We start from the raw sequence: 13302 nt of genomic DNA, 5'->3' as shown, positions 1-13302 counted from the left end.
CCTATCTGCCGTGGGCGTTTGAGATTTGAGAAGAGTTGCTCCTAGTACGAGAGGACCGGAGTGAACGAACCTCTGGTGTTCGGGTTGTCATGCCAATGGCATTGCCCGGTAGCTACGTTCGGACGGGATAACCGCTGAAAGCATCTAAGCGGGAAGCCTCCTTCAAGATGAGATCTCACTGGACCCTTGAGGTCCCTAAAGAGCCGTTCGAGACCAGGACGTTGATAGGCTGGGTGTGTAAGCGTTGTAAGGCGTTGAGCTAACCAGTACTAATTGCTCGTGAGGCTTGACCATATAACGCCCAAGGCGTTTGAAAGTTGAATATTTAGATCGATGAGCCCTGAGTGCTAAGCACGACAGAGGCACCGGTTGAAGCTTGTAGAAAACACCAAGACATCAGATAGAAGAAAAGCCAAAGCAGATCTTCTACTAAAAAGCTTTTAGATCTCAGTTTGTTCCAGTTATGCCTGGTGACAATAGAGACGTGGAACCACCTGATCCCATGCCGAACTCAGTCGTGAAACGCGTCATCGCCGATGGTAGTGTGGGGCTTCCCCATGTGAGAGTAGGTCATCGCCAGGCACCTAATATTAAAGAACCCCGGTACCTTAAGGTATCGGGGTTTTTTAATATTTGGAGCGAGTCTGCTGTGCACTACCTGGCCCATGTGACCACGCGTGTACCGCAGGTACAGCGGGGAGGCACCGCAGGCGTCCGAAGGATCGCAAGCAGCGCTTGCGACCTATTGTAGGTCATCGCCCCGTCGGTATAACCAGGGCTTGATCATACAGGTCGTCGCCGTCAGCACACGCCGAGTCTGATCATTGTAAGCCATCAGCTCATCAGAAGACGCCCTCCCGATACCATAAACTAAATGAACATAAAGCTTATTAATATTTTAAAAGCCTTTATTTCAGTTAACTTCTAGCTGCTCCCGTAAAGCTCTAATCTGCCAGCGTTAAGGAACGTCCAAAGCGTTCGGGAAGGGTCGTTACCCCACTTACCTAATAAGCGACGATCTCTTCCGATTAAAACAATAACGTTGGAGATATAGCATGATGCAACGCCCTATTCGCAAGCTGATGCTTGCAACCTCAATTGTTTTCGCTGCTTCCCAATCATTCGCTTTCGAGCCGGAGCGCACCGCGGAGTGCATCGCGCCGGCGAATCCGGGTGGCGGCTGGGACTTCACATGCCGTAGCGTCGGTAAGGTGCTGACCAATCTGGCATATATCGAAGGTAACGTTCAGACCGTCAACATGCCGGGTGCCGGCGGAGGCGTCGCTTTCGCGCACGCTGTTTCGAAGCGTGAGGGTGATTCCTCTCTGATCGTGGCGGCTAGTACTGCAACCACAACACGTCTTGCGCAGGGTCAGTTCGCCGGCCTGAACGCGGATCAGGTGAGCTGGGTTGGCGCACTTGGCGCGGATTACGGTGTCATCGCTGTCGCGGCGGATGCGCCTTACAAAAACCTGAATGATCTGGTCGAAGCGATTAAAGAAGACCCGCAGTCTGTTAAGTTCGGTGGCGGCAGCGCACTGGGTGGTTGGGATCACCTGAAAGTGCTGATTACAGCGAAGGCGGCCGGCGTGACCGAACTGCCAAAAATCAAATACCTGGCCTATAGCGGTGGTGCTGAAGCGATCACCCAGGTAGTCGGCGGTCATATTCAGGGCTTTACCGGTGACGTGTCTGAGGTGCTCGGTTTCGTAGAATCCGGCGATCTGCGTGTCATCGCGGTACTGTCAGAGGAGCGCCTGCCCGGTGAGTTCGCAGGCATGCCCACCGCGGTCGAGCAGGGTGTCGACTCGATCGCGCCTAACTGGCGCGGTTTCTATCTGCCGGCAGGCGTATCGGACGATGCTTATAACTGGTGGACCGGCACTATCGACGGTGTTTATCAGAGCGACGAATGGAAGCAGATCATGAAACAGAATGGTTTGATGCCGTTCCATAAATCCGGTGAGGAGTTCGAGGCTTTCGTCCAGCAGCAGGTTAAGGATATACGTGACCTCTCCGTTGAAATTGGGTTGGTCAAATGATCGGCGATCGTATTCTTGGAATACTGCTCCTCCTCCTGGCCGTCGCGTACGGCTGGGAGGCTAGCCAGTTCCCCGTACCCTTTGGTGGTGCCGAGGCGGTTGGCCCCGAGACATTCCCGCTGCTGCTGGCGGTAGTCATGGGTCTATCCAGTGTTTATATGATCGTTAAGCCGGACCCGGACCAGCCTTGGCCGGGCATGAAAACCCTGCTCGATCTGGGTTTCGTGCTCCTGGTGCTGATGATCTTCTCGGCTATTCTTGCCCCTGTGGGCTTCGTGATCTCCACGACGCTGATGGTCGGTGTGCTCTGCTGGCGTATGGGGGCCCGCCCGATGTCGGCCGGTCTGACCGGTATCGGTAGCGCCGTGGTGGTCTATGTGCTGTTCAACTTCGTGCTTGAGCTGCATTTGCCGGCTGGCATCCTCAAGCTGAGTTAAGGAGCTGAACCGATGGAAACTCTTTCTTTCCTGCTGCAGGGCTTCGCCGTCGCGTTGACGCCGGAGCACCTGATGTTCGCAGCGCTTGGCGCGATGCTTGGCACCCTGATCGGCGCACTCCCGGGCCTGGGGCCCGCTAACGGCGTTGCGATCCTGATTCCGCTGGCTTTCAGCCTGGGTCTTTCTCCGGCTGCCTCGCTGATTATGCTCACTTCGGTCTATGCCGGCGCCATGTATGGTGGTCGTATCTCAAGCATCTTGCTCAACATCCCGGGCGATGAGCCGGCGATGATGACGTGCCTAGATGGTTACCCGATGGCGATGAAGGGTAAGGCCGCAGAGGCGCTGGCGGTTTCAGCAATTGCCTCCTTTATCGGCAGTTTGCTGGCCACCATTGGTCTGATTATTCTGGCACCGATTCTGGCGCGCTTCGCCCTGCATTTTGGTGCAGCGGAGTATTTCGCTCTGTTCGCGCTGGCGTTCGCGACCCTTGGTGGTATCACCGGGAAGAACCCGGTAAAAACCATTGTTGCTGCGGCCCTAGGTTTGATGATCGCGACGGTAGGTGTAGATATCTCCACCGGCAACCAGCGTTATACATTCAACATTCTCGAGCTTTACGAGGGGATCGACTTCATCATCGCCATCGTCGGCCTGTTTGCGGTCAGCGAGCTGCTGTTCTTTATCGAGAAGCATGTCGGTGAAGGGCTGGCAGCAGCGAAGCTGAACAAGCTGAGCCTGAAGATGAAGGATGTTTTCGAGATTCTTCCGACGAGTTTGCGTGGCTCTTTGCTGGGCTTCGTTTCCGGCGTGCTGCCGGGTGCCGGTGCTTCTCTGGGTAGCTTTATCAGTTACACCCTGGAAAAGCGGATGGTTGGTTCAAAAGGCAATTTCGGTGAGGGCGACCCCCGTGGCGTGGCTGCACCGGAAGCGGGCAACAATGCCGCTGCCAATGGTGCCTTGGTACCGATGCTGACCCTCGGTGTGCCGGGTAGTGGTACCACAGCGGTACTGCTGGCGATGCTGATTTCACTGAATATTCAGCCGGGGCCGATGCTATTCACTCAGAATGCTGAGCTGGTCTGGGGCGTGATTGCAGCTCTGCTGGTCGGTAACCTGATGCTGTTGTTGCTCAACATCCCGATGATCGGTGTATTCGTCAAGCTGCTGAGCATTCCGCCGAAGTACCTGATGCCGGTGGTAACGCTGGTCGCGGCGGTGGGTATCTACTCAATCAGTAACAGTGCGCTGGATCTGTACTTCATGGTCGGTTTCGGTCTGATGGGCTACGTCCTGCGTAAGCTCGATGTTCCGCTGGTGCCGGTCATCCTTGGTATGCTCCTGGGACCTGAGATGGAGCTGAACCTGCGCCACGCGCTGACTATTTCTGATGGTGATTGGACGGCGCTGTTCTCCAGCGGTCTGAGCATCGCTATCTGGGTGGTGGCGTTGGCTGGACTACTACTGCCGTACATTATTGGCCCGATTCTACGCCGTCGTATGGAAAACGCACGTGCCCGTATGGAGATTCAGGAAGAAGCCGACTAAGCCGAACAACGAAAGCCGTCGTTGTTGTTTGCACCTGCCGGTCGGGGAAGAGGTTCCAACCGACCGGTATTTTCAAGCCACCCAGTGTTGAGTCATTGCGGTGGCTTTTTTCTGTTTAGTGAGCGATGCGGCGGTAGCGTCGCTCGGGGCGGCCGATGCTGCCGTAGTTGATATCAGCTTCCAGCTCGCCTTCTGAAACCAGATATTCGAGATATCGTCGAGCGGTGGTTCGGCTGGAACCAATCAGTTCTCCCATCTGTTCGGCGCTCAGGCTACCGGTAGCGTTCTGCATGGCTCCTCGAACTTTGTCCAGGGTCAGACCGTCGATACCCTTGGGTAATCGTTTGGATCCGGATTCGGGATCGGAAGTCGTGCTCTGGGTGCTGCGGGGAAGCAGTCCGTCAACCGATTGCTGGCTGAGGCTTCCCAATGCGTTCAGGCGCTCCAGGTGCTGCTGGTAATTGAGCAGCGCTTGTTCAAGGCGCTCGAAGATTAACGGTTTTAGAATGTAATCAAAAACCCCGCATCGTAACGCCTCGGTGAGGCTGTCGACCTCTTTGGCAGCGGTAACCAGGATAACATCGGTTGGTTGAGCGGCAGCTCTGAGCTCTCTCAATAGCTCCAGTCCACTGCCATCCGGGAACTGGATATCCAGCATGACCAGGTCCGGCTTTAATACATCGATCAGTTCCCTCGCATCGCGGGTGCTGTGTGCGATACCGCGGATCTCAAAGCCAGGAACCCGTTCAACAAAACGGCGCTGTATTTCGGCGATTTGGGTGTCATCCTCAGCGATTATGATTCCAAGAGGAGCGCTCATTTTCGAATCTCCTTGGGTAGGTACAGCGTAAAACGGGCGCCACCTTCGGAAAGGTTTTCAACCACGATCTCTCCGCTGAGCTGGGTAACAATCTCTTTGACCAGGTGCAGTCCGATACCCCTTCCCTCTGCTTTGCGGCTAAAGCCGCGTTCAAAAACCTGCTCAAGATCGGCGTCCGGAACCCCGGGACCGCCATCCTCCACTTCGATAATCAGGTCCTGCCCTATATCGGTGAGTGACAGGCTAATCTGAGTGCCCTGAGCCCCGAGTGTGGCATCAAACGCATTATCGAGCAGGTTGCCAATCAGGGTGACCAGTTGCTCGGGGGCAATGTGAGAGGGCAGGGCACCCAAGTGGCTGTCCGGATCTATAACTAGCTGAAGCCCGAGCTCATGAGCCCGGTTGAACTTGCCAAGCAGGCAGCCCGAAACCACAGGGTCGTCCACCGAGTCGACCAGCCAGCGAAGCATCGTCTGGTGATCCTGAGTTTCCTGGCCGATCAGTTCCAGTGCCTCCCGACTTTTGTCCAGCTGTATCAGTCCGGCAATGGTGTGGAGTTTATTCGCATATTCGTGTGCTTGGCTATGCAGGGTCTCGGCGTATTGCTGAATTCGTGTCAGTTGTCGGCTCACCATGGCAAGCTCGTCCCGAACACGGAAGCTGGAAACGACACCGGTGAGCTGGCCTTTTACGCGGATTGGGATGCGGTTTATGATCAAGCTGCGTCCCCCGATTACCACCTCCGTATCGAACTCAGGCTCACCGCTTTCCAGCAGCGCGGGTAGACGGCTTTCCGGCAGTACCTCTTGAATCAATCGACCGGTCAGGGGTTCGGAGCCGAGCCCGAGTGTGTCGATAGCCGCACGGTTAAAGGTTGTTATACGGCCTTCAGCGTTAATAGCGATGATACCTTCGCGCACTGACTCCAGTGTTGCATTACGCTCCTCGAACAGCGCGGCTATTTGATGCGGCTCCAGGTCGAAAATTGCAGCTCTGAAACGCCGGGCAATCCAGTTAGCGACCAGGATGGACAGCGCGAGCAGGACGAGGGTTACAGTGATTACGATGCGCTGATAGGTCAGTATCGTGTCGTCAATTTCCCGCGTGAGGTAGCCCACTGAAACTACACCGACCACTTCGTCCATGTCATTCATCACTGGTGCCTTACCTCGTATGGATGGCCCCATACTGCCCACGGCTTGGGAGATGATCGTGCGGCCCTCTTGCAGGACAGCTTCGTTGTCGCCGCCGACCATCGGCTTGCCAAGGCGGTCTGGTAACGGATGAGCGAGGCGTATCCCCTCAGCGTTGCCAATTGAAATGAAGCTGGCATCAGTGGCGTCCTGCAGCTCTTTGGCCAGTTGATTGACAGTGGGGCCATCATTGGTGGCGACGGCAGTTCGAATGGAGGGGGTCTGAGCAACCATCGAGGCCAGTTGACGCGCCCGCAGTGCCATCTGTTCTTCAAGTGAGTCCGCCAGGTGCTTCAATGCAAAACCGCCAACCAGTGCTGCCTGCAAAAGAACCAGCAGGCAGAGGACGATCATGAGACGGGTGCTGATGCGCAAACGGGTAGGGGGCACGATTCGACTTCTATATTTTTTATGGACGATCCCTTCCTGATTGTACGCCTTTACCCCGGTTTTGTCCGTTTGACTGGAGCTGTGTGCACTGCAGCGTTATACTCTCGCGTCTTATTTCGAACGGCTGTCCGACAGCCGGATCACCCACTTATGTGACCTGTCGTAGGGGCCACCACTAAGCTTAAGGATTAGACATGCCTGTCATTACTCTCCCGGATGCGAGCAAGCGCGAATTCGATCACCCTGTCAGTGTTTATGATGTTGCTGCCGATATCGGTACCGGCCTGGCCAAGGCTGCACTTGCCGGTAAAGTCGACGGCACTCTGGTTGATACCAGTTACGTCATTGAGAAGGATACTGACCTGGCCATCGTGACCGCACGCGATGACGAAGGGCTGGAGATTATTCGCCACTCCTGTGCTCACCTGATGGCGATGGCAGTACAGGAGCTTTTCCCCGGCGCGCAAGTGACCATCGGCCCGGTGATTGATGACGGCTTTTACTACGACTTCTCCTACGAGCGTCCGTTCACCCAGGAAGATCTGGCCAAGATCGAGAAGCGGATGAACGAGCTGGCCAAGGATAACCTGGAAGTGAGTCGCTCCATCATGAGCCGCGATGAAGCGGTGGCGATGTTCGAGCAGATGGGGGAGAAATACAAGGTCGAGATCATCAAGGATATCCCCGGTGATCAACCGCTTTCGTTCTATCGCCAGGGTGACTTCATCGACCTTTGCCGCGGCCCCCACGTGCCGTCAACAGGTCACATCAAAGCGTTCAAGCTGATGAAGGTGGCCGGTGCATACTGGCGTGGTGATGCCAAGAATGAAATGCTGCAGCGCATCTACGGTACTGCCTGGGGCGACAAGAAGGCTCTCAAGGCTTATTTGCACCGTCTGGAAGAGGCGGAAAAGCGCGATCACCGTAAACTGGCCAAGCAGCTGAATCTGTTTCACCTGCAGGAAGAAGCACCGGGTATGGTGTTCTGGCACCCACACGGCTGGACGCTCTATCAGCAGATCGAACAGTATATGCGCGCCAAGCAGCGTAAGCACGGCTACCAGGAAATTAAGACGCCGCAGGTGGTCGAACGTACCCTGTGGGAGAAGTCCGGTCACTGGGACAAGTTCCAGGAGCAGATGTTCACCACGCACTCCGAGAGCCGTGACTTTGCTATCAAGCCCATGAACTGCCCCTGTCATATCCAGGTGTTCAATCAGGGTCTGCGCTCCTACCGTGAAATGCCCCTGCGTCTGGCGGAGTTCGGCTCCTGCCACCGTAACGAGCCCTCAGGTGCGCTGCACGGCATCATGCGCGTACGTGGCTTTGTGCAGGATGACGCCCACATCTTCTGTGGCGAGGACAAGATTCAGTCGGAAGTGGCCGCATTTATCGAGTTTCTGCATGAGGTGTATGCGGATTTCGGCTTTACCGACATCATCTACAAGCTCTCTACCCGTCCTGAACAGCGCGTTGGTTCTGATGAAAGCTGGGATAAGGCGGAGAAAGCCTTGGCCGATGCACTGGATACGGCGCAGCTGGATTGGGAAGAGCTGCCGGGCGAAGGGGCTTTCTACGGACCCAAGATCGAGTTCTCTTTGCGGGACTGTCTTGGCCGGGTCTGGCAGTGCGGCACCATTCAGGTGGACTTCTCCATGCCGGGCCGCCTCGGTGCTCAGTTTGTTAATGAAGAGGGTGAGCGTGAAACACCCGTTATGCTGCACCGGGCGATCCTGGGTAGCTTCGAGCGTTTCATTGGTATCCTGATAGAGCATTACGCGGGCGCCTTGCCGACCTGGCTGGCTCCGGTGCAGGTTGCGGTGATGAATATTACCGATAAACAGGCCGAATTCGTCAAAGAAGTGACCGAGCGGCTAGAAAATAAAGGTTATAGGGCTGTTGCGGACTTGAGAAACGAGAAGATCGGCTTTAAAATTCGCGAGCGTACTTTACAGAAAGTGCCCTACCTGCTCGTTGTAGGCGACAAAGAAGTAGAGAGTGGATCCGTTGCAGTGCGTACGCGCTCCGGTGAAGATCTCGGCACGTTGTCGGTTGACGCCTTCATTGAAAAGATTACCGGGGAAGTAACCCGTAAAGGGCGTCAGGAATAAAATTCGTCAGGAGATATAGCTATCAGGCGTGATAACAGGCGCGGCGGTCGTCAGAACCTGCCGCCAATTAACGAGAACATCCGTGCACGTGAAGCCCGCCTCATTGGGGCGGATGGTAACCAGGTTGGTGTCGTTCCGATTGAAGAAGCTCTTGAGCTGGCTCAAGAGGCTGAACTTGACCTTGTACAGATCTCTGATTCTGATCCCATTGTCTGCAAGATCATGGACTATGGTAAGCATCAGTACGAACTGAAGAAGAAAGCAAATGAGGCTAAGAAGAAACAGTCTCAGATGCAGGTCAAGGAAGTGAAATTCCGTCCCGGTACGGAAGAAGGGGATTATCAGGTAAAGCTGCGCAACCTGATACGTTTCCTTGAAGCCGGGGATAAGGCCAAGGTGACCTTGCGTTTCCGTGGCCGTGAGATGGCTCATCAGGAGCTGGGCATGCAACTTCTCCGCCGTGTCGAGGGTGACCTGGACGGGCTAGGTGTTGTAGAGCAGCAGCCGAAGATGGAAGGTCGCCAGATGGTGATGGTCGTCGCCCCGAAGAAGAAATAGTCAGCGTTTCATACACAACCCGTCCTGGCTTTCTCCAGTGGGGAAAGGCGGAACGGGTTTTGTTGATTCCGGCTGACGCATTACAAACGAATGCGTGGAGATTGAAAATGCCTAAGATTAAAACTGTCCGCGGTGCGGCAAAACGTTTCAAGAAAACTGCTAACGGCGTTAAGCACAAGCAGGCCTTCAAAAGCCACATTCTGACCAAGAAAAGCACCAAGCGTAAGCGTCAGCTGCGCCCGATGCTGCAGGTTCATGATGCTGACCAGGCTCTGGTCAAGCGCATGCTGCCGTATCTGTAAGCTTTTTGTCTGAATCAACTTTTTATAGGAAGGAATTGCTATGCCTCGCGTAAAACGTGGTGTACAGGCTCGCGCCCGTCACAAGAAAATCCTGAAACAGGCGAAAGGTTACTACGGCGCTCGCAGCCGTGTATTCCGTGTAGCCAAACAGGCGGTCATCAAAGCAGGTCAGTATGCTTACCGTGACCGTCGTCAGCGTAAGCGTCAGTTCCGCGCTCTGTGGATCGCACGTATCAACGCTGCTGCCCGCATCAACGGTCTGTCTTACAGCCGCTTTATCGCCGGTCTGAAAAAGGCCAACATCGAAATCGACCGTAAGGTACTGGCTGACCTGGCTGTAAACCAGCAGACAGCTTTTGCGGCGGTGGTTGAGAAGGCCAAAGCGGCCCTGGCCTAAGGCGTCACCCGCCTATTGGTAGGTTATTAAGCAGATCCAAATAGGGGAAGGGTGGAAGCTCTTCCCCTATTTTTGTTTGGAGCCGGAAATGGAAAATCTTCACGCCCTGTTGGCGGATGGTAAACAAGCGGTCGCAACGGCCGACAATGTAAAAGCGCTGGATGAGGTGCGCGTTCAGTATCTCGGTAAGAAAGGTCATCTTACCCAGTTACTGAAAGGCCTTGGCAAACTATCGGCGGAAGAGCGCCCGGCTGCCGGCGCCAAGATCAACGAAGCCAAGGACGAGCTGTCCAACGAGCTTAATGCCCGAAAAGAACAGTTGGAGAGCGCTGCGCTTGAGGCCAAGCTGGCCGCAGAGCAGGTCGACGTGACCCTGCCCGGGCGCGGGCAAACACTGGGTGGTCTGCACCCGGTCACCAAAACCATGGAGCGTATCGAAGCCTTTTTCTCCAGCATCGGCTACTCGGTCGAAGAGGGGCCGGAGATCGAGGACGATTACCATAACTTCGAAGCGCTGAATATTCCGGCTCACCACCCGGCTCGGGCCATGCACGATACCTTCTACTTCGATGTGCATACCCTCCTGCGTACCCACACATCACCGGTTCAGGTACGTACCATGGAAGCGCAGAAGCCACCGATCCGGATCATCTGCCCGGGCCGTGTCTATCGCTGCGATTACGATCAGACTCATTCGCCGATGTTCCACCAGGTTGAGGGCCTGTTGATCGATAAAGAGATCAGCTTTGCCGACCTTAAAGGGACGCTGGAGCAGTTCCTGCGCGAGTTCTTTGAAGAAGACGTCAAGGTACGTTTCCGCCCCTCCTATTTCCCGTTTACCGAGCCCTCCATCGAGGTGGATATCGATCGTGGTGACGGCAAGTGGCTTGAGGTGCTGGGCTGCGGCATGGTCCACCCGAAAGTGCTGGAGATGTCCGGGATTGATCCGGAAGAGTACACCGGCTTTGCATTTGGTATGGGCGTTGAGCGTTTTGCCATGCTCCGCTACGGCGTTGATGACCTGCGCCTGTTCTTCGAAAACGACCTGCGCTTCCTCGGCCAGTTCCGTTAATCGACCATACCCAAATTTTAGAGATTTCAGGACAGCAGCATGAAATTCAGTGAACACTGGTTGCGCGAACTGGTGCAGCCCGAAATTGACACCCAGTCGCTGGTCGATCAACTCAGTCTGTCCGGACTGGAAGTCGATAAAGTAGAACCCGTTGCCGGCGCATTCAGTGGCGTGGTGGTTGGTGAGATCCTCAGTGCCGAACAGCACCCCAATGCGGATAAGCTGCGGGTGTGCCAGGTCTCCGATGGTAGTGAGGAGTTCCAGGTAGTTTGTGGCGCGCCCAATGCTCGCGCCGGGATCCGTGTGCCCTTTGCCAAGGTTGGTGCCGTTCTACCGGGAGATTTCAAGATCAAGAAGGCCAAGCTGCGCCAGGTCGAATCCTTCGGCATGCTCTGTGCCGAGGATGAGCTCGGTCTATCCGAAGATCACGCCGGGCTGATGGAACTGGCGGCAGATGCGCCGGTCGGCACCGATATCCGCGAATACCTGAAGCTTGATGACCAGATCATCGACGTGGACCTGACGCCGAACCGGGGTGACTGCCTGAGCCTTGCCGGGATGGCCCGTGAAGTCGGCGTACTCAACAAAGTGCCGGTGGCATCGGTGGATTGTTCACCGGTAGCGCCCCAGATCGATGATCAAGTGGAAGCGTCATTGAAGGCGACCAGCGGCTGCCCGCGCTATCTGGCACGGGTTATTCGCGGCATCGATTCATCTGCAGAGACACCGCTGTGGATGCAGGAAAAGCTGCGTCGTTCCGGTATTCGTTCCATCGATCCGGTTGTGGACGTGACTAACTACGTCCTCCTCGAGCTGGGCCAGCCGATGCATGCGTTTGACCTGAACACCCTTGAAGGGCAGATCCAGGTGCGTATGGCGCAACAGGACGAGGCTCTGACGCTGCTGGATGGCCAAGAGGTTAAACTCAACGCGGATACTCTGGTGATCGCCGATGATAAAAAGGCGGTGGCCATGGCCGGCATTATGGGTGGCGAGCCCACGTCGGTAACTGATGCGACCCGCGATATCCTGCTTGAAAGTGCGTTCTTTGCTCCGCTTGCTATTGCAGGGCGCGCTCGTAACTACGGGCTGCATACCGACTCCTCTCACCGTTTTGAACGTGGTGTGGACTGGCAGTTACAGCGTGATGCCATGGAACGAGCGACCGCCCTGTTGCTGGATATCGTAGGTGGCCAGCCAGGCCCTGTTACCGAAGCGGTTTCCGAACAGGATCTGCCGGCGGTAACCAGTGTTCAGCTGCGCCACGATAAGGTGACTTCGGCTCTCGCACTTGAGATTCCCGCGGAAGAGATCGTAGAGATCCTCACCCGTCTCGGCCTCAAGCTCGAGGTCAGCGGCGACCGTGAGTGGCAGGTGCAGGTACCGAGCTACCGTTTCGACATCAGCCTGGAAGTGGACCTGATCGAAGAGATCGCGCGTGTATACGGTTATAACAACCTGCCGGTTCGCACACCGCGTGCGGAGTTGCCGATCCCGCCGCTGCCGGAAGCGCGGGTCAGTCAAAGTCGGGTACGCAGCCATCTGATCTCTCTGGGGTATCAGGAAGCGATCACCTACAGCTTTATCGAGAAAGGGCTGTCTGCTCAGTTTGATGATCAACATGAGCCCATGGCGCTGGCCAACCCGATCTCGGCTGAGATGGCCGTCATGCGCACGACCCTGTGGCCCGGACTGGCGAAGGCTCTGCAGTACAATCAGCACCGTCAGCAGCAGCGTGTACGCTTGTTTGAGATCGGGCAGCGTTTTGTCCCGACCACTGATGGCTTGAAGCAGCAAAACGTGGTGGCCGGTATTATCTGTGGTAGCCGTCAGCCAGAGGGCTGGAACGGCGGCAGTGACAAGGTCGATTTCTACGACCTCAAGGGCGATGTGGAATCCCTGCTGAGCCTGGGTAGCAATGCCGGTAGCTTCAGTTTCGTAGCCGACAACCAGGTGGCACTGCATCCGGGGCAGAGCGCGGCTATTCAGCAGAATGGGCAGACCGTCGGACGTATCGGCGCCCTGCATCCCTCACTGCAAAAATCTCTGGATCTGACCGGTCCTGTGTTCCTGTTCGAGATTGAACTGGACGCTGTGATTGGCGGACGGGTGTCGCGCTTCTCCGAACTGTCCAAATTCCCGGAGTCCCGCCGTGACCTGGCTGTACTGGTCAGCACTGAGACCTGCTTCGCCGAGCTGCGCGAAGTGGTGAAAGCGGCGGCCGGTGAATACCTTAAACAGATCACCCTGTTTGACGTTTATCAGGGCCAAGGTATTGAACCGGGACGAAAAAGTCTGGCGCTGGGCTTGACCTGGCAACATCCATCACGCACTCTTAATGATGAAGAAATAAACAGTGCAGTGAGCGCTGTGGTATCGGCTCTGGGCGAAAAGCTGGGAGCTGCGTTAAGAGATTAGACAGGGTGAATGTC

The 13302-nt window shown here is 55.8% G+C and carries 11 protein-coding genes and 2 rRNA genes; 11 read left to right on the top strand and 2 right to left on the bottom strand.

Annotated features, from left to right (window positions below; genetic code table 11):
* The 5 genes from G403_RS0116370 to G403_RS0116350 all read left to right on the top strand — a co-directional run.
* A 23S ribosomal RNA gene (locus G403_RS0116370) occupies positions 1-294 on the top strand; the annotation flags it as partial.
* Positions 295-466: 172 nt separating this feature from the next.
* Positions 467-582, top strand: a 5S ribosomal RNA gene (rrf, locus tag G403_RS0116365).
* A gap of 476 nt (positions 583-1058) precedes the next feature.
* Positions 1059-2042 (top strand): Bug family tripartite tricarboxylate transporter substrate binding protein, encoded by a 984-nt coding sequence (locus G403_RS0116360; RefSeq protein WP_211232702.1) that lies wholly within the window; start codon positions 1059-1061, stop codon positions 2040-2042.
* Positions 2039-2479, top strand: a complete 441-nt coding sequence (locus G403_RS0116355; RefSeq protein WP_027854945.1) for a tripartite tricarboxylate transporter TctB family protein — start codon at positions 2039-2041, stop codon at positions 2477-2479. The genes G403_RS0116360 and G403_RS0116355 overlap by 4 nt, the downstream gene beginning before the upstream one ends.
* 12 nt (positions 2480-2491) lie before the next feature.
* Complete coding sequence (locus G403_RS0116350; protein WP_027854944.1) at positions 2492-4027, top strand: tripartite tricarboxylate transporter permease; 1536 nt, start codon at positions 2492-2494, stop codon at positions 4025-4027.
* Positions 4028-4142: 115 nt separating this feature from the next.
* Here the strand turns inward: G403_RS0116350 and G403_RS0116345 are convergent, their stop codons facing one another.
* Entirely contained in the window at positions 4143-4847 is a 705-nt protein-coding gene (locus G403_RS0116345) for a response regulator (protein ID WP_027854943.1), read from the bottom strand.
* Entirely contained in the window at positions 4844-6430 is a 1587-nt protein-coding gene (locus G403_RS0116340; RefSeq protein WP_245578373.1) for an ATP-binding protein, read from the bottom strand. Before G403_RS0116340 ends, G403_RS0116345 begins: the two co-directional genes overlap by 4 nt.
* Positions 6431-6624: 194 nt before the next feature.
* Here G403_RS0116340 and thrS point away from each other — a divergent pair, with 194 nt between their 5' ends.
* The 6 genes from thrS (at position 6625) to pheT (ending at position 13288) form a co-directional block, all read left to right on the top strand.
* Complete coding sequence (gene thrS / locus G403_RS0116335; RefSeq protein ID WP_027854941.1) at positions 6625-8541, top strand: threonine--tRNA ligase; 1917 nt, start codon at positions 6625-6627, stop codon at positions 8539-8541.
* 15 nt (positions 8542-8556) lie between these two features.
* Positions 8557-9099, top strand: coding sequence for a translation initiation factor IF-3 (infC, locus tag G403_RS0116325; protein ID WP_156899726.1), 543 nt, complete (start codon positions 8557-8559; stop codon positions 9097-9099).
* Between the two features lie 107 nt (positions 9100-9206).
* Complete coding sequence (gene rpmI, locus G403_RS0116320) at positions 9207-9401, top strand: 50S ribosomal protein L35 (protein ID WP_027854938.1); 195 nt, start codon at positions 9207-9209, stop codon at positions 9399-9401.
* Between the two features lie 40 nt (positions 9402-9441).
* The gene (rplT, locus tag G403_RS0116315) at positions 9442-9798 is read left to right on the top strand and encodes a 50S ribosomal protein L20 (RefSeq protein WP_027854937.1); all 357 of its coding nucleotides are present in this window, start codon (positions 9442-9444) and stop codon (positions 9796-9798) included.
* An 88-nt stretch (positions 9799-9886) separates the two neighbouring features.
* Entirely contained in the window at positions 9887-10870 is a 984-nt protein-coding gene (gene pheS / locus G403_RS0116310; protein WP_027854936.1) for a phenylalanine--tRNA ligase subunit alpha, read from the top strand.
* A gap of 39 nt (positions 10871-10909) precedes the next feature.
* Positions 10910-13288, top strand: coding sequence for a phenylalanine--tRNA ligase subunit beta (gene pheT / locus G403_RS0116305; protein WP_027854935.1), 2379 nt, complete (start codon positions 10910-10912; stop codon positions 13286-13288).
* Positions 13289-13302 lie beyond the last annotated feature (14 nt).

Origin of the sequence: Marinobacterium litorale DSM 23545, from assembly GCF_000428985.1 — a bacterium.
GTDB lineage: Bacteria > Pseudomonadota > Gammaproteobacteria > Pseudomonadales > Balneatricaceae > Marinobacterium_D > Marinobacterium_D litorale.
This window is presented reverse-complemented; position numbering and strand designations above follow the sequence as displayed.